The 18,056-nt window shown below is 42.8% G+C and carries 18 protein-coding genes; 15 read left to right on the forward strand and 3 right to left on the reverse strand.

The window, feature by feature from the left end; translation table 11 throughout:
* Positions 1-37: 37 nt before the first annotated feature.
* Entirely contained in the window at positions 38-1,054 is a 1,017-nt protein-coding gene (locus tag ACYVNW_RS03575) for a N(4)-(beta-N-acetylglucosaminyl)-L-asparaginase (protein ID WP_460678470.1), read from the reverse strand.
* A 71-nt stretch (positions 1,055-1,125) separates the two neighbouring features.
* On the reverse strand, positions 1,126-2,457 hold the full coding sequence (locus tag ACYVNW_RS03580) for a dihydroorotase (protein ID WP_460678471.1): 1,332 nt from the start codon (positions 2,455-2,457) through the stop codon (positions 1,126-1,128).
* A gap of 128 nt (positions 2,458-2,585) precedes the next feature.
* Between ACYVNW_RS03580 and ACYVNW_RS03585 the strand changes: the two genes are divergently transcribed.
* From ACYVNW_RS03585 to ACYVNW_RS03625, 9 genes are all read left to right on the forward strand, one after another.
* The gene (locus ACYVNW_RS03585; RefSeq protein WP_460678472.1) at positions 2,586-3,005 is read left to right on the forward strand and encodes a DoxX family membrane protein; all 420 of its coding nucleotides are present in this window, start codon (positions 2,586-2,588) and stop codon (positions 3,003-3,005) included.
* Positions 3,006-3,082: 77 nt separating this feature from the next.
* Entirely contained in the window at positions 3,083-4,435 is a 1,353-nt protein-coding gene (locus ACYVNW_RS03590) for a DEAD/DEAH box helicase (protein ID WP_460678473.1), read from the forward strand.
* Entirely contained in the window at positions 4,432-4,707 is a 276-nt protein-coding gene (locus ACYVNW_RS03595; RefSeq protein WP_460678474.1) for a hypothetical protein, read from the forward strand. The genes ACYVNW_RS03590 and ACYVNW_RS03595 overlap by 4 nt, the downstream gene beginning before the upstream one ends.
* A gap of 14 nt (positions 4,708-4,721) precedes the next feature.
* On the forward strand, positions 4,722-5,054 hold the full coding sequence (gene gldC, locus ACYVNW_RS03600; RefSeq protein WP_460678475.1) for a gliding motility protein GldC: 333 nt from the start codon (positions 4,722-4,724) through the stop codon (positions 5,052-5,054).
* A gap of 5 nt (positions 5,055-5,059) precedes the next feature.
* On the forward strand, positions 5,060-5,467 hold the full coding sequence (locus ACYVNW_RS03605) for a hypothetical protein (protein WP_460678476.1): 408 nt from the start codon (positions 5,060-5,062) through the stop codon (positions 5,465-5,467).
* 99 nt (positions 5,468-5,566) lie between these two features.
* Positions 5,567-9,028, forward strand: a complete 3,462-nt coding sequence (locus ACYVNW_RS03610) for a response regulator (RefSeq protein ID WP_460678477.1) — start codon at positions 5,567-5,569, stop codon at positions 9,026-9,028.
* A 2-nt stretch (positions 9,029-9,030) separates the two neighbouring features.
* The gene (locus tag ACYVNW_RS03615) at positions 9,031-9,870 is read left to right on the forward strand and encodes a CheR family methyltransferase (protein ID WP_460678478.1); all 840 of its coding nucleotides are present in this window, start codon (positions 9,031-9,033) and stop codon (positions 9,868-9,870) included.
* Positions 9,860-10,447, forward strand: a complete 588-nt coding sequence (locus ACYVNW_RS03620) for a chemotaxis protein CheB (protein WP_460678479.1) — start codon at positions 9,860-9,862, stop codon at positions 10,445-10,447. Before ACYVNW_RS03615 ends, ACYVNW_RS03620 begins: the two co-directional genes overlap by 11 nt.
* A 29-nt stretch (positions 10,448-10,476) precedes the next feature.
* Positions 10,477-12,417: a response regulator gene (locus tag ACYVNW_RS03625; protein WP_460678480.1), complete on the forward strand. Its 1,941-nt coding sequence runs from the start codon at positions 10,477-10,479 to the stop codon at positions 12,415-12,417.
* Between the two features lie 9 nt (positions 12,418-12,426).
* Here ACYVNW_RS03625 and ACYVNW_RS03630 read toward each other — a convergent pair whose 3' ends face one another.
* A complete protein-coding gene (locus ACYVNW_RS03630; protein WP_460678481.1) occupies positions 12,427-12,915 on the reverse strand; it encodes a methylated-DNA--[protein]-cysteine S-methyltransferase in 489 nt (162 codons plus the stop codon).
* Positions 12,916-12,974: 59 nt separating this feature from the next.
* On the opposite strand from ACYVNW_RS03630, the gene ACYVNW_RS03635 reads away from it, so the two are divergent.
* From ACYVNW_RS03635 to ACYVNW_RS03660, 6 genes are all read left to right on the forward strand, one after another.
* Positions 12,975-13,658, forward strand: a complete 684-nt coding sequence (locus ACYVNW_RS03635; protein WP_460678482.1) for a heme exporter protein CcmB — start codon at positions 12,975-12,977, stop codon at positions 13,656-13,658.
* 125 nt (positions 13,659-13,783) lie between these two features.
* Positions 13,784-14,959 carry a carboxypeptidase-like regulatory domain-containing protein gene (locus tag ACYVNW_RS03640; protein ID WP_460678483.1) on the forward strand — a complete coding sequence of 392 codons (1,176 nt, stop codon included), beginning with the start codon at positions 13,784-13,786 and terminating at the stop codon, positions 14,957-14,959.
* Between the two features lie 37 nt (positions 14,960-14,996).
* Complete coding sequence (gene ccsA / locus ACYVNW_RS03645; protein WP_460680994.1) at positions 14,997-15,698, forward strand: cytochrome c biogenesis protein CcsA; 702 nt, start codon at positions 14,997-14,999, stop codon at positions 15,696-15,698.
* Between the two features lie 6 nt (positions 15,699-15,704).
* The gene (locus tag ACYVNW_RS03650) at positions 15,705-15,920 is read left to right on the forward strand and encodes a CcmD family protein (RefSeq protein ID WP_460678484.1); all 216 of its coding nucleotides are present in this window, start codon (positions 15,705-15,707) and stop codon (positions 15,918-15,920) included.
* 111 nt (positions 15,921-16,031) lie between these two features.
* Entirely contained in the window at positions 16,032-17,465 is a 1,434-nt protein-coding gene (locus tag ACYVNW_RS03655) for a Glu/Leu/Phe/Val family dehydrogenase (RefSeq protein ID WP_460678485.1), read from the forward strand.
* Positions 17,466-17,644: 179 nt separating this feature from the next.
* On the forward strand, positions 17,645-18,055 hold the full coding sequence (locus tag ACYVNW_RS03660) for a cytochrome c maturation protein CcmE domain-containing protein (protein ID WP_460678486.1): 411 nt from the start codon (positions 17,645-17,647) through the stop codon (positions 18,053-18,055).
* Position 18,056: the final 1 nt, after the last annotated feature.

Here is an 18,056-nt window from a genome sequence, read left to right on the forward strand (position 1 = left end):
TACCCTAAACAAGTTTGGAGTATAAAAGTTGTAAGGTTTAACCGTGGTAAGCACTTTTGCCATTCACCAGTAAATCCTGCTTTTGCTGATTGCAAACTGCAAAATTAAAGCCCGATTGTATAGCATAAGCACCGTATTCACCTTTTTTATTTAAAGCCAGAAAGCCTACCTGTATCTGTTTAGCCGTATCCGGTTTCTTTTTAATAATGCGGTTTACGGCTTCGCGGCAGGCGTCTTCTGGTTTATAGCCCTGACGCATCAGTTCAACCACTAAAAAGCTGCCCACGTTACGAATCACTTCTTCGCCTACACCCGTAGAGGTAGCGCCGCCTACTTCATTATCTACATATAAGCCAGCCCCAATAATAGGACTGTCGCCCACGCGGCCACGCATTTTCCAGGCCATGCCGCTGGTAGTGCAGGCACCCGAAAGGTTACCTTTTGCATCCAGCGCCAGCATACCAATAGTATCATGGTTATACTCGCTGCCGGGAATGCCCTTTGAGTTTTCAATGTTAATGATCGGCGCATATTTTGCCGTCTTCAGCCATTCCTTCCAGGCTTTTTCAGATTCAGGCGTTAATAATTTATGTGCCTTAAATCCTTGCTGCACGGCAAACTGTGTGGCACCTTCGCCCACCAGCATTACGTGTGGGGTTTTTTCCATCACCAAACGGGCTACCGATATGGGGTGATCAATAAACTCCATAGCTGCCACGGAGCCGCAGTTGCCAAACTCATCCATAATGCAGGCATCCAAAGTTACATGCCCGTCGCGGTCGGGGTAGCCGCCGGGACCAACTGTATGATTACTTAAATCGCTTTCAGTTACACGTACACCGGCTTCTACAGCGTCAAGCGCACGGCCGCCATTTTTGAGCACTTTCCATGCGCCTTGGTTAGCAGCTACGCCAAAGCCCCAGGTAGAAATAACAATGGGGCCGCCAGCCACAGGCAGTAAGCCCGAAAAAGATTTGGCAAAAGTGGTTTTGGCCAGGGCACTGAAAGAAGCCCCGGCAGCAGACAGTTTGATAAAATTTCGGCGGTTAAACATATGCGCCTAAGGTAACAGATTTAGCTTTAATAGCTACATTGTTAACTTTAAATTTACAATTGAGTCTTGGGTTATCTCACAAATTGCATTCGCTTACCTGTATGCGTATCTATAACCTGTTGATTGCTGTAAACCAGATTACCCGATACTATAGTATGAGTAACTGATGACGAAAACGCAGTGCCCTCAAACGGACTCCAGCCGCATTTATAGCGGATGTTACTGCGTTCAACTGTTTGGGTGTGGTTCAAATCTAGCAGCACTAAATCAGCCCAATAGCCTTCGCGGATGAAGCCCCGCTTTTCAACCTGAAAACAAATAGCTACGTTGTGCGCCATTTTTTCAACTACTTGTTCGAGGGTAATTTTATTTTGATGATAGAGTTCCAGCATGGCCGGTAAAGCGTGTTGCACCAATGGGCCGCCGGATGGAGCCTGCAAGTAGGGCTGCTCTTTTTCCTGCAAAGTATGCGGGGCATGGTCGGTAGCAATTACATCAATACGTCCATCTAATAAGGCTTGCAAAATTCCTTGCTGATCATACGCGGTTTTAATGGCAGGGTTCCATTTGATGAAATTGCCTTTGGTAGCATAATCAGCATCATTGAACCACAGGTGGTGTACGCAAGCCTCGGCAGTGATACGTTTTTCGGCCAGAAGTTTTACTTCAAACAGCGAAGTTTCTTTGGCGGTAGAAATATGCAGGATGTGTAAACGGGTGTTATGCTTCTTAGCCAGCTCAACCGCCATATAAGAAGAAAGGTAACAAGCTTCTTCGCTCCGAATTTCGGGATGACAGCTTACTGGTATCGCATCACCATATCGCTCTTTGTAAAGGGCTAAATTACGGCGGATGGTGGCTTCATCCTCACAATGCGTGGCAATCAGCATAGGCGATTGTGCAAAAAGCTTTTCTAATGTTTCCCGGTTATCTACCAGCATATTGCCGGTTGAAGAGCCCATAAATACCTTAATACCACAAACATTCCGTGTATCAGTTTTCAATACTTCGTCCAGATTGTCATTAGAAGCACCCATGTAAAAAGAGTAGTTGGCTACTGATTTTTGCGCCGCTATTTGATATTTTTCTTCTAATAGTTCCTGCGTAAGTGTGTTAGGCACTGTATTCGGCATTTCCATAAATGAGGTAATACCGCCGGCTACTGCTGCACGAGATTCGGTGTAAATGTCACCTTTATAAGTAAGGCCGGGTTCGCGGAAATGTACCTGGTCGTCAATGCAACCAGGCAACAGGTGCAGGCCTTCGGCGTTGATGATTTGATCGGCATGTGCATCAATAGTGGTATCAATACGGTCAATCAAACCGTCTTTTATTAATACATCACCTATAAACTGGCGGTTCTCGTTAACTATGGTAGCTGCTTTAATCAGGATGGAAGACATAGGGGTAAAGTTAACAGTAAATAAATAATTAAAGCCGATAGATGTTATTCAATTTCTAATCGGGTGAATGTGAAAGATTTTTGTAATTAGTTTAGTAGTCAGTTGTCTTACCTGTACATTGATCTAAAATGTTATTCAACAAAAAACTCACTTTCATCATACGTATATTACTTGGTACAATTTTCATTGTTTACGGAGTAGTCAAGCTTTTGGGGATACAACTGGCTAAACTGAATCTGCACGGTGATATCAACGATATTGATCCTGTTACACTGGTTTGGTATTTCTTCGGATACTCGCAGTTTTATGCAAAATTTATTGGTGTAACCGAACTTCTTGCCGGCCTGCTGATGTTTCCGAAATTAACAAAGCGATTAGGAACCATGATGATTTTTGGTTTGGGTGTCAATATTACTGTAATGGATTTTTGCTTTGATTTTCCTGAAGTTAAATACAATGTAATGGTCTACACGCTTTTAACTTTATTATTGCTGATAGATGATTATAAGTTCTATTTGAAACTTTTTTTCACCAAAGACGATAATTGAACTGCTTAAGCAGTGTTCAATTCCCTTGCTCCCCGCTCATCCGTCCATTCCCAAACAAAAATCTTACCTTTGCCGCCATGGCAGTTACTTTTGATGATTTTGGATTTAACCGGCAGGTACTGAATGCCATTGCCGATGCCGGTTATGCCGAGCCTACACCTATACAGCAAAAGGCCATACCGCCGGTGTTAAACGGGCAGGATGTAATGGGCATTGCACAAACCGGTACGGGCAAAACCGCCGCTTATGTATTGCCGCTCATTATGAAGCTGAAATATGCGCAGGGCGAGCATGCCCGTGCATTAATTATAGCGCCCACCCGCGAGCTGGCCATGCAAATTCAAGAGAATATTGCCATTTACGCCAAATACACAGATTTGCGTACTGTGGTATTGTACGGTGGTTTAGGGCCTAAAACACAAATCGAGTCCATTAAAAAAGGGGTAGATATTATTGTAGCTACACCTGGCCGCTTTATGGATTTGTACCTGGTCGGGCACATTATTACCAAGCCGCTACAGGTACTGGTGCTTGACGAGGCCGACAAGATGATGGATATGGGTTTTATGCCGCAAATCAATCGCATACTTGAAGTTGTGCCGCGTAAACGGCAAAATTTACTGTTCTCGGCTACCATGTCTGATAAAGTGCAGCAGCTGTCGGCCAACTTTTTGGAGTTCCCTACCATGGTGGAAGTTACGCCGCAGGCTACTCCGGCGCAAACCGTTAAGCAGAGCTTGTATTATGTGCCCAACATCAAAACCAAAATCAACCTGCTGAAATACTTGCTTGATGAAGAGGAGCAGGGTATTACCAAACTGATTATCTTCTGCATCACCCGAGCCTCGGCAGAAAGCGTATATAAGTTTTTAGTGAGGCGGTATGATGATAAGCAGGTAAAAGTTTTACATGCCAACAAAGGGCAAAATACCCGTATCAATTCTATTAATGCTTTTAAAGCGGATGAAATTAAGATACTGGTAGCAACAGATGTGGCCTCACGCGGTATCGACGTAAGCAACGTAAGCCACGTCATCAACTTTGATGTGCCGGTAGTGATCGAAGATTATGTACACCGCATAGGCCGTACCGGCCGGGCTTTTCAATCGGGTGTGGCCATTACCTTCTGTAACCCTGCTGAAGAGTATCGTATTCATAAAATTGAGAAACTGATACGCAATCCCATCCCGGTTTGCCCAATGCCCGAAACTGTGTTTATAGAAGAAACACCTTACGAAGAGCGGCAGGACCAGGCCAAAGAGATTGACCTGCAAAAACGAAAAGAAAACCCTGAATTTAAGGGCGCCTTTCATGAAAAGAAAGCTTCTAACATGAAGAGCACCACCAAGGGAAAGGCGAAACCTGCCACCGGAGGTAAAGGAAAATTCAATTCAAAAAACTCAAAATCGTTTTCTAAAAAGCACAGATGAAATTAAAGCTTACCCCACTTAACTTTGCCACCGCATTTTTTGTAGTGATGGCTTTTGTCAGTTGGTATACCAAAGCATCGCTGGTGGCAGGCAGCAAAACCCTACAGTGGGGTGGTACTATTGCCATTGTTTATATAGTGCTGGCTGTTGCTGCCTTCTTCTTGGATGCCACCTTCCGCTATTTTTTTACCGAAACTAAACGCCTCTGGATAGTTGAACTGAGCTTTATTGTGTTTACAGCCGTTCTGTACCTGTTGGCTGCCCATAAATGATTTAATATTACTGAATGAAAACTGCTGAAATAAAACTGACCATTGAATTAGACGATAATAACGTTCCGCAAAACATACTGTGGGAATCCACCGACTCGCAAAATAAGGAAGCCTTGCCGGTGAAGTCAATGATGCTGGCCCTGTGGGATCACAATTACCGTAACACCCTGCGGATTGACCTTTGGACCAAAGACATGCCAGTGGATGAAATGAAGCGTTTCTTTTATGAAACCCTGCAAACCATGGGCGACAGCTTTTTGCGTGCCACCGGCGAAAAAAACATTGTGGAAGACCTGCGTGATTACTGCGCCCACTTTGCCGATAAAATGGAAATCACCCAACAATAAGTACCATGCGCCCCAGAACTTTTGTTGCTTTTGTAAGCTTTATTATCCTGGCTGCGGGTACGTATTGCCCACTCATCAGCCCCTTTAGGTTATTGCACTGGAATGTTTACCAGCTGAATAAACCTTACGGCTTTGTATTGCTGCTGGTTGCTGCAGCTGGGATCATTACCGTGGTAATGGGGCGTACCAAATCGGCTAAAATGATAGCCCGTTTAAGTTTGCTCCTGGTGATTTTATTATACGTTGCTGCGGTGCTTAAAGTGAACAATACTTTCAGTTTTATACCCTTTAAAGGTGTTGCCGGATATATGACGAGGCAGCTGAAATTTTCTTGGGGCTGGTTTGTATTGTTCTCAGGCGCTTTATTAAGTGTTCTTACAACTTTCGATACTAAAAGAACTACAATACGCTAAAATATAGGGTATTATTATATTTTTGCATAGGCGTCAACTGTCTGTCGGGCGGTTTGCGCCTATGCTTTTTACATCTGATATCTTCGTAAAACAATTATAATGTTTAAATTATCCTTCCGTCAGCAGGTAATGACGGGTTTTGCTTTTGCCATTGTACTGGTATTCATAGTCGGTATTTTTTCTTACCGCAGCATCAGTCAGCTTCAGGATGATCAAAAATGGGTAGATCATAGTCAGCAGGTCATCAAAGCATCACACAACGTTTTGCAATACCTGATTGATGCAGAAACAGGTATGCGTGGTTATGCGGCTACCGGCAAACCGGCATTTTTAGATCCTTACAATGCTGCTATTCCGCGTATTACCCAAAACTTAACCACTTTAGAAACCCTTACACAGGATAATCCGGTTCAGCAGCGATATATTGATTCACTGGAAACGCTGACTAATACCCAACTGGTCCTTTTAAAAACTAATATTGATACTTACAATGCTAATGGATTGGCTTATATGGTGCAGCGTAATATGCTGCTTAATGGAAAAGCTCAAATGGACAGAATCAGGCGTAATATTGACCTGATTAACCAGCATGAAAGCGATTTATTAAAAGAGCGTAAAGCGCATACCGAAGATGCATCAACCTATACCATTGCTACCATTGTAATCGGATCGCTAATCTTTTTGATTATCATCATCATCCTTTTCATTTACATTCAGAAAACCTTTGCCGAACAAAAACGCATTGAAGAAGAAATTAAGCAAGCCAATACTTCGTTAGAGCAAGTATTAGGCGAAAATGAGAACAAAAACTGGCTGCTTACCGGTACAGGCGCTTTAAATGAAAAATTGCAGGGACAGCAAAGTGAAAAAGAGCTCACCAACAATATACTTACCGAAATATGCCGCTATACAGGTGCCATAACCGGAACCATTTATTTGTATAATGATGATGAGCATTACCTGGATTTGTATGCTTACTATGCATTTCATAACATAGGTGAAGTAAAACAACGCATACAGCAAAGCGAAGGCTGGGTAGGCCAGGTTGCAAAAGATCAGCAAACAGCAATTATTAAAGGCCGTTTAAATGAGAAACTGGAATTGCAAACTTCGGTCATCAGCCAGGAACTGGCTGAGATTATGATTGTGCCTTTCTTTTTCGATAAAAAGTTGAAAGGTGTTATGGAGGTGGCTTTTCAACAAGAGCTTACTCCAATACAGCGCGATTATATTAATGCAACGGCCAATGATATTGGTGTAGCCATTAACACTGCGCAGGCCCGCACCATAATGCACGATTTGTTTGAGGAAGTACAGCAACAGGCCGAAGAACTGGAGGCGCAACAAGAAGAAATGCGCGTAACCAATGAGGAATTGCTCAGCAAAACCGAAATGTTGCAAGCCTCTGAAGAAGAACTGCGTGTACAACAGGAAGAACTTCGCACCATCAATGCCGAACTGGAAGAAAAAGCCAGCCTGCTGGAAGAAAAAAACCAGGCTATTGAAGAGGCGCGGGCTGCCATTACGGTAAAGGCTACAGAACTGGAAACCACAGGCCGTTATAAATCGGAGTTCTTGGCTAACATGAGCCATGAGTTGCGCACGCCATTGAACAGTATCCTGGTACTGGCCCGTATCCTGAAAGATAACAAAACCGATAATTTGAGCGACGACCAGATTAAATACGCCAGTGTAATTTTTAACGCCGGTAATGATTTGCTCACGCTGATTAATGATATCCTTGATCTGTCCAAAATTGAATCGGGCAAGATGGATATGCAGTTTGAGACCGTGAAGGTGACTGAAATTGTTAAAGATGTGGAAATGCTGTTTGCTGAAATGGCCCGCAACAAAAAAATCAATTTTACCAATAGTATTACCGACGTAGCTTCAACGATATATACAGATAAAGTAAGGGTAGAGCAGGTCATTAAAAACCTGTTATCAAACGCCTTTAAATTTACCCCTGAGCAGGGCAGCATTGCAGTCAATGTAACCGCAGGCGATAAACCAGATACCATCAGCTTCCATGTGAAGGATTCGGGTATTGGTATACCGGAGGCCAAGCAGAAACTGATTTTTGAAGCTTTCCAGCAAGCTGATGGTTCTACCAGCCGCAAATATGGTGGTACTGGCCTGGGCTTGTCCATCAGCCGCGAACTTGCAGCACTATTGGGCGGAAAAATAACGCTTAGCAGCAAGCCGGAGCAAGGCAGTGAGTTTACGCTTACCATTCCATTGAAAATGGAACATGCAGGCAAAACTGAGGAAGATGTACCTACTGTTGAAAATTTCAACCAGGAGCCTGCTTTCCTGAAACCGGCATCAGCCGTAATACGTAATCCCGACGATAACCGCGAGCCGCTGGTGGTAATTGTAGAAGATGATAAAAACTTCGCCGATATTTTAAAGGATTACGCTTCCGAGCATGGTTATCAATCGGTAGTGGTAAGCGAGGGTACCAATGCCCCCGAGATTGTAAAGCAGCACATGCCCGATGCGGTTATTCTTGATATTATGCTGCCCGGTAAAGATGGCTGGCAGATATTAAAGGAGCTGAAAAAGGATGAAGCTACCATGCACATCCCGGTACATTTAATGTCGGCCGGTGAAGCGGCAGAAAACCGGGTACGCAAAGAGGGGGCTATCAGTTTTATGAAAAAGCCGATCAATACCGAAACATTGGACAAACTGTTCGGCGATATCATGAAGCAGAGCGGCACAGAGTTTAAGCAGATATTGCTGGTTGAAGACCATGAAGCTCAAAGCCAGGCGCTTAAGGACCTGATGCAAAAGCAAGGCATTACCGTTGACCAAGCCTATACCGGTGATGAGGCATTGAAGCTTTTAAATAAAAATGAATACCAGTGCGTGATTCTGGATTTAAATCTGCCCGATATCTCGGGGTTGGATTTATTAGACCAAATTAAAGAGGTTGACCGTTTTGCTGCCCTGCCGGTAATTGTAAATACCGCTATGGAGCTTGATAAAACGGCTGTAAGCCGCTTAATGCAATATGCCAACGCTATGGTGATGAAAACCAATAAATCTGCCGACAGGCTGATTGATGAGGTAAATTTATTCCTGCACAAAATCAGCACCAGCCCGGCACCGCAGCCGGCTCCGGCGGCAGGTAATGCAGGTGCGGCAAAACCTAAAGTTGGCGTTACCAACCGTAAAGATATCCTTAAAAACAAGAAGGTACTGATTGTAGACGATGATATGCGCAACATCTTTGCCCTAAGCAGCGCCCTGCAAACGTATGACCTGAAGGTAGAGATAGCCAACGATGGGGAAGAGGCCATTACCAAGCTGGATGAAACCCCTGATGTAGATATTGTACTGATGGATATAATGATGCCTAAAATGGACGGTTATGAAGCTACACGCCACATCCGTAAGCAAAGCAAATGGGCCAAGCTGCCGGTAATAGCCTTAACGGCCAAGGCCATGAAGGATGATAGGGAGAAATGTATGGCTGCAGGCGCTAATGATTACATTACCAAGCCGGTAGATATGGACCGTTTGATCTCATTAATGCAACTTTGGCTCGGGAATTGAATATGAGTAGTGTGCAAACTTCTGCTTATACCATTACACCATCTCAAATTGCTGAGTTAACCGATGTCATAAAGAAAGTACATGGCTTCGATTTTTCTGAGTATTCCAAAGCCTCCCTCAGTAGGAGACTGGTACGCATTATGCAGCTTAAAAAGCTGACGTATTATGATTTGAAACATTTGCTGATCAACGATCACGAATACTTTCAGCCATTTTTAGAAGAAATTACGGTGAACGTTACAGAAATGTTCCGTGATCCTAATTTTTATAAAGCGATTAATACTCAAGTGTTGCCTTACCTATCCAGCTATCAGCACATTAAAATGTGGAGTGCGGGCTGTTCATCTGGTGAGGAGGTATATTCCTTGTCTATACTGATGAACCAGGCAGGGTTAAGCAAAAAATCGTTTATATACGGCACCGATATTAACACCGATGTATTGCAGGAAGCCAAAAAGGGAATATACAATCTGCGTAAAATTAAAAGTTATGCAGAAAACTATGCCCTCACCGGTTTGCCGGGCTCGTTGTCTGATTATTTTACCATCATGTATGATGCCGCTACCATACATTCTGAGCTGAAGCAAAACACACTCTTCTCGGTGCATAACCTCATTTCGGACAACATTTTTAACGAATTTCAGCTCATCAGCTGCCGTAATGTTTTTATCTATTTCGAAATTGAATTGCAGGAGCGCATCCTGAACTTGTTTTACAAAAGCCTTTGCCCGCTCGGCTTTTTGTGCTTGGGCAGCAAAGAAGCAATACGATCTGATTATTTTAAATCGAGGTTTAAAACAATTAATAGTAAGGAAAATATCTACCAAAAAATTGGCAATTGATCAATCCATAATCGACCGATATAAGCAAGCCGATGTTTTGCTGCTGGGAGGGTCTGCTGGTTCTTTCAAGTTGATGTTTCGTGCTATAAAGGCATTTCCCGCAAAGTTGGGTAAAGCGGTAATCATCATATTGCACCGAAAAAAAAATTATTCGAGCGATATCGAAAAACTGTTCGGCGAAAACAGCCGTATATCTATGCGCGAAATTAAAGATAAAGATATCATCAGTAAAGATATGGTTTACATAGCCCCGGCCAACTACCATACCTTAATTGAGCGTAATGGCTTATTTGGGCTTGATGTTTCAGAACCGGTTTGGTATTCAAAACCCTCCATTGATGTTACATTTGAAAGTGCGGCTAACACATATGGTAAGCGCTGTGCTGCCATTTTATTTTCGGGCGCTAACCAGGATGGAGCCGAGGGTTTACTTAGCTTACGTGCCAACGGAGCTTTAACTATTGTGCAGCATCCGGAAGATGCCGAGATGGCCGAAATGCCCAATGCCGCCATACATATTAATGGAGGCGAATATATTTTACGCAACCAGGAGATATTTGAACTTTTACAAAGCTGACCTTAACAACATAATACTCAACCCTTACCATGACCCAGGTAAACATATTGATTGTAGACGATAAAGAAGAAAATATCATTGCACTTGAAGCTTTGCTAAAGCGTAATGATATCAAATTATTTTCTACCACATCTCCCAACGAAGCACTGCGGATAGCTTGGGAAAATCCCATTGCCATTGCATTGGTTGATGTACAGATGCCCGAAATGGACGGTTTTGAGTTGGTTGAAATGCTCAAATCTAATCCGCGTACCCGCGATATCCTGGTGATTTTTGTAACCGCTATTTCTAAAGAAGCCAAATATGCCGTAAAAGGCTTAGGCACCGGCGCTGTTGATTACCTGTATAAACCACTCGACCCATATATTACCTCTGCCAAGGTAGATTCCTTTATTCAACTGGCCCGCAGTCAGGAAGAAATACGTTTAAAAAATGAAGAGTTAAAGAACTATGCTTTAGTAGTAAAAAACTCTGCTGATATTATTTGTTCCATCGATGTTAAAAATTACCGCATTGAAACTATTAACCCGGCCATAGAGCGGGTGCTGGGTTTTAAACCCGATGAGGTGCTGGGCAAAAGTATTATTGATCTGGCTGCCAAAGGCGATAAGATAAAAATCAGAACCAAATTGGATGAGATGGCCGTAAACAATACGGACACTTTATCATTCGAATGCCAGTTTGAAACTTTCAGCAAACGCATTATCTGGGTAGAGTGCCGCATGTCTTACCGAACCAAGACGATATTCATCAACATCAGCGACATATCGCCGCAAAAAAGTTTTCAGGAGCAGTTAATTAAATCTAAGGAAGCGGCTGAATATGGTAAAAAAGTGAAAGAAAACTTTTTAGCCAACATGAGCCATGAACTGCGTACGCCTATAAACGGCATTGTAGGTTTAACCAATTTGCTGCGCAATACGCCGATGGACGACCAGCAAAACAGCATGCTCGATTTACTGGAGGTTTCTTCACAATCTTTACTGGGTGTAATTAATGATGTGCTCGATTTATCTAAAATTGAAGCCGGCAAATTCAGTATTATTCGTACCCCCAATGATATCCGCAAGCTTGTTAAATCGGTATTTGATTTAATGAAGTTTAAAGCCGACGAAAAAAATATTGAATTATTGCTGGAAGTAGATGAGAACCTGCCGCAATACATCATGATAGATTCGTTGCGTTTTAACCAGGTGATGATGAACTTGCTGAGTAATGCCATAAAATTTACAGAGCGTGGCCACGTTAAACTCAGGGTAATTGTACAGCATAAACACCGCGATCAGGTGAAACTTAAGTTCAGTATTGAAGATACGGGTATTGGCATTGCTTCAGACCGCCTGTCAAAGATATTTGAATCTTTCGAGCAGGCTGAGAACGATACATCCATTAAATATGGTGGTACCGGCCTGGGTTTAACCATTGTTAAAAAGCTGGTTGAACTTAAAGGAGGGGAGCTAACGGTAAGCAGCCAGATTGGCAAAGGCAGTATATTTAATGTAACCAACTGGTTCGCTATATCTCATGAGCCAGCAAACGATGGAAAACCGGTAATTCCGAAAAAGTTGACATCTTTTCCGCATTTGAATGTGCTGGTAGCCGAGGATAATTTGGTGAACCAGTTTATGCTTTCAAAAATATTAAGGGACTGGGAAGTAAATGTTGAGGTGGTAGACAATGGCCGTAAGGTGCTCGAAAAATTAAGTAGCAAAGATTACGACCTGATTTTGATGGATACCCACATGCCCGAAATGAACGGCTATCAAACAGCAAAAGCAATCCGCCTTGATTTTGATGAGCCTAAGCGCAGTATACCTATCCTGTCGCTATCAGCAGCCTCCTTTGATTATGAGCAGCAACAGGCCATATCCTCCGGTATGAATGATGTGTTGCCTAAGCCTTTTCAGGCGCATGAACTACACCAGAAAATGCAAAAAATGCTGAATCCTGCTGAGGCAGAACAGATTTAAATTTGCCTCTTATAAGGATAACTGCATTTGCCCTTTGCCACAAACGGTAGCTTCATGGTTGAGTAACCATTGCTTTCGCCATAAGCCGCCTGCATAGCCCGTTAAACTACCGTTGGCACCAATAATGCGGTGGCAGGGCACAATGATCCATAAATTATTTTTGCCGTTGGCTGAGGCAATGGCCCTGATAGCCAGCGGATTTTTCATTTGTGCCGATAGTTGCGTATAGCTGCAGGTATCACCAAAGCCGGTCTCCATCAAATGCTGCCACACACTTTGCTGAAAGGGCGTACCAGCCTGCTTTAAAGGCAAATCAAACGCGCGGCGTCTGCCCTCAAAATATTCATTCAATTGGCTGATGGCCATGTTAAGCACTGCGTTTTCTGTACTGGTAAGTACTTCAGCGGGCTCATCGGTTACTTTAACACTGGTTATATACCCTTCATTTTCGGTAATAATGGCAACGCCAAGCGGCGTGGCCATACAGGCGGTTTCCATACCTAAATGTAAAAGATTAATATAATAATATAAAAAACCTAAAACTATATTTGCAACTTATGATGGTGTTCAGGCAAACCTGGTATCTGCTTAAAAAAGAAATATTGTTAGAGTGGCGATCCAAATACGCATTCAGCGGTATTTTGTTGTACCTGGTTTCTACTGTATATGTCTGCTACATCTCTTTCAATCTCAACCCCGGTTTTAAAGAAAGTTCAGGTTATGCCATCATCTGGAATACCCTGTTTTGGATTATCCTGCTATTTGCATCAGTAAACGCTATTGCCAAAAGCTTTGTGCAAGAAAGCCGCAACCGCTGGTTGTACTATTACTCAATTGCGAGTGCGCAGGCGGTGATTATCTCCAAAACGGTTTATAATATACTATTAATGGCAGTGCTTAGCACAATGGCTTTAATTGTGTATCAACTGTTTTTCAGTAACGGCTTGAATGACACTCTTTATTATTTTTTAGCGGTGCTCGCCGGAAGCATTAGCTTTTCCACAGTACTTACCATGGTTTCTGCTATTGCGGCTAAAGCAGGTAATAGCAGCACTTTAATGGCTATTTTAAGTTTCCCTGTAATCATTCCGGTATTGTTAATTACAATTAAAGTAAGCAAAAGCGCCATGGATGGTATTGAACGCAGCCTGAGTTACGGAAGTTTTGGAATATTGGCTGCTATAAATGCTATTGTGATTGCTACCGCATTATTACTGTTCCCGTACCTGTGGCGCGATTAGGCAACAATTCATAAACCTAATCATATTCTAATGGCTTAACATAGCTAAATGCATTATCTTCGTTTGCGTAAACAGGTATGCAGTCCTCAAGCCTATTTAAACTTCTTTTATGTATCACGCTTTGGATGCCCGTTTTGGTTTTTGCGCAAAACGGAACTATTACCGGGCGTATCACTCGCAGCGACAGTAAGGCTCCCATTGAAAAGGTTAGCGTATTTTTAAATAATGCTACATACGGCACAGCTACCAATTCAGAGGGTTACTTCACCCTAAGCGGTATCAAACCCGGTCAATATGATTTGGTGGCTACTTCTGTAGGTTACAATTTGTATTCGCAGCCGGTGATGGTAAGTAATACGCCTGTAAACTTAAGCATACAACTGAGCCCCAAAACTACCGAGCTGCGTGGGGTAGTCATCACTACGCCTGAAGGCTGGCGGCGCAACTACGAGATGTTTGTCAAGTACTTTGTGGGTACCAGTGCTGACGCCAAAAAGTGCAAGATCGTTAATCCGCACGATTTGTATATGGTGTATGACAGAAGCACCAAAACGCTTGAAGCATCATCCGATGATTTTATTATAATAGAGAATTATGCCCTGGGTTACCGCGAGAAGGTGTTGATCAACGAGTTTAAATATAACGGTATTGATGAAACAACCGAGTGGAGTACCCGCGCTTTGTTTGAAGATTTGCCAGGCAGTGCTTCGCAAAAGCAAAGATGGCAGCAGCGCCGTGATGATGTTTATTATGGCTACAATACGCACTTTTTTCGCGCATTGGCGGCTGGCCGAATGAAAGAGGAGGGGTTTGAGATACGGACGCTGGTGAGAAAGCCCAATCCGTTGCGGCCGCCCGAAAAAGTGATTCAGCAAAAGATGAATTACTTTCAGCGAGTAAAAATTAATAATGATTCTGCCAATTACTGGATCAATAAATATAACCTGCCCAAATGGGACGACAAACTTTTCAGGCTACCCATGATTCAGGAACAAATTATGCAAAGCACGCCACAGCCCGGCATCTTTGTGCTGGCTTACCGGGATTTGCTGTATGTGACTTATAAAAACCGCTACGAAACTGAGCTGTTCAGGGATGTATATCACCCCTTAGATATGGAAAATTACGAAACCACAGTAATTACCCTGCTCGAACCCTATGCCGTTTTTGATGCTAACGGGCATATCCTCAGTTCGCACAGCACGCTATATGAAGGTAGCTGGACAAAGAACAAAGGCGCTGAGTTGCTGCCTTTAGATTATGTACCCAAAGGCGGTCCGCCACATGCTACAGACAAGTAACAATACCTGCTAAAGGTATGCGGCCTTGTATAAATTTATATACCTTTGCACATCCTTTTTAGATATGACAAAGTTCATTTATCAATCGTGGTGGAAGGTACTTGCGGTTGTTACCATATTTTACACGCTGATAGCCGGCTTTTTGATTGAAGTGCCGCGCCTGCCTATTGTACACGAAACCATCCGTAACACTTATTACCATGTACCCATGTGGATGGCCATGTTCACCGTGTTTGTAATATCGGTTGTATACAGCATCAAGTATTTGAACACCGGTAAAGTAGAGTATGATCTGATAGCCGTAGAATGTGCCAATACTGGCGTATTCTTTTACATATTGGGACTCATTACCGGCATGATATGGGCCCGGTATACCTGGGGCGAATATTGGAGCAATGATCCCAAACAAAACGGCGCTGCTATTGCTTTCCTGTTGTATTGTGCTTATTTGATTTTGCGCAACTCAATAGATGAAGAACAGAAACGTAACCGCATATCAGCCATTTATAACATTTTTGCATTTCCGGTAATGATTGTGCTACTATTGGTTTTGCCTAAACTAACTGACTCATTGCACCCCGGTAGTGGGGGTAATGGTGGTTTCGGCAACATGAAATATTCGAACATGATGCGCCTGGTACTGTATCCATCATTTATAGCCTGGAGCCTGATTGCGGTTTGGATTGCATCGCTGCGTTACCGTATGCGTTTAATTGATTACAAAAATTATTCAGAATAATTGCTGATGAAAAAGTTAACCTGCTTTATAGCATTGCTGCTATCATACATAACCACATTTGCACAAGCACCAGCTACGGTTGAGATGGCAGATGATATGCGCCAATCGGGCAAAATTTATGTTGTGATTGCTGTTATTGTGGTGGTGTTTGCCGGCCTGGCGGTCTATCTTTTTTCCATGGATCGCCGTTTAAAGAAACTGGAACGCGACAGGGATATTTAAGCGCAGCGTCATTAAACATAACAAACGCTTAAAATATTTGTTATGCATGCATAGTAATTTTATCTTTGCAAAGTTTTAAGAAGAACCAATTATTTACTCAATATTTTAAACATGGCTAATAATCAAACGGTTGATGGTTTAGATACTCACTTTTTTGCCGATGTATGTAAAAACTTCGACTATGCCGCCCAGTTTACCCAACATGATGCCGGTTTGCTGGACCAAATCAAATCATGCAACAGTGTTTACCGTTTCCGTTTCCCCATCCGTAAGGGTAATGGTTTTGAGGTAATTGATGCCTGGCGTGTAGAGCACTCACATCACCAATCGCCAACTAAAGGCGGTATCCGTTACAGTGAAATGGTGAATGAAGATGAAGTGATGGCACTGGCTGCACTGATGACATACAAGTGTGCGATTGTAAACGTACCTTTTGGTGGCGCTAAAGGCGGTATCAAAATCAACCCTAAAGCTTATACCGAGCAGGAACTGGAGAACATTACCCGCCGTTATACAGTAGAATTAACTAAAAAGAATTTTATAGGCCCCAGCATTGACGTACCTGCGCCCGACTATGGTTCAGGTGAGCGCGAAATGAGCTGGATTGCCGATACTTACGCCACCATGAATCCGGGACAACTGGATGCTTTAGGCTGTGTAACCGGTAAACCTATCGCTTTGCATGGTATTGCCGGTCGGCGCGAAGCCACCGGTCGTGGTGTGGCTATTGCTGCCCGCGAGTGTGTAAGTGTAGGCGAGGATATGCAGAAACTGGGTTTAACCGCAGGCCTTTCCGGCAAACGTGTTATCGTACAGGGTTTGGGTAACGTAGGTTTTTATTCAGCTAAATTTTTGGCCGAATTTGGTGCTACCATTGTTGGTATCTGCGAATTTGAAGGCGCTATTTACAATGCCGATGGTTTGGATGTAGAAGCTGTATTTCAGCACCGCAAGCAAACCGGTTCTATCTTAGGCTACCCGGGTGCTACAGATTTCAAAAATTCAGGCGAAGGTTTGGAGCAGGATTGTGATATATTGGTACCCGCTGCACTGGAAAATCAGATTACTGAAGCCAACGTACGCAACATCAAAGCCAAAATTATTGTAGAAGGTGCTAATGGCCCTACTACACCTGAGGCTGAAACCATTTTTTACCAAAATGGTGGTATCATCGTTCCGGACATGTATGCAAATGCCGGTGGTGTAACCGTTTCTTACTTTGAGTGGCTGAAAAACTTGTCGCATGTGGCCTTTGGTCGTATGAACCGCCGTTTCGAAGAAAATTCAAACCTGAACCTGGTAAATATGGTAGAGGGTTTAACTGGCGTAGCTTTAACGCCGATGCAGCGTGCTACTATTGTAAAAGGTGCATCAGAGTTAGAACTGGTAAACTCAGGTTTAGAAGATACCATGATTCGCTCTTACCATGAGATTCGTGAAGTATATACATCAAACGAAAAAATTGATACACTGCGTACCGCTGCTTTTGTAGGTGCTATTAATAAAATAGCCATCAGCTACAAAAACTTGGGTGTGTGGCCGTAAATAAATCTTACAATAAATAATACAAACGCCGGTACCTTACACGTACCGGCGTTTTTGTTGGACAGAAATCTATGATTATATTATCAATAACAATTCTAAATAATATATATCCCTTGTAATAAACCTATTTCGCTATACGTTTTGTATTTTTGCAAAGTAAATCACCCACTTAATAATTAATGAAGAAGAGTTCAATATTTGGCATCATTGTAATTGCAATTGCCATCGCAGTAATTATTAGTACATATTCAAATACAAGCACTTACGGTACTTTTACCGATGCTATAAAAACCAATAGCGAATTACATATTGTTGGGCATTTGAACAAAGAAAAGGAACTGTACTACGATGCTCACAAAGACGCTAATTATTTTTCATTTTATATGAAAGATAATCAGGGCAAAGAGTGTAAAGTAGTATTTACTGGTACCAAGCCCGAAGATTTTGAACGTTCGGAGCAAATTGTGTTGACCGGACAAATGCAGGGCGCTGAGTTTCACGCTTCAAAAATTTTAATGAAGTGCCCATCTAAATACACCGAAGACAAGGTAAATATCACCGAGGTAAAGGCTAAACAAGCCAGCCTGTAAT

The sequence above is a fragment of the Mucilaginibacter koreensis genome (genome assembly GCF_054783355.1).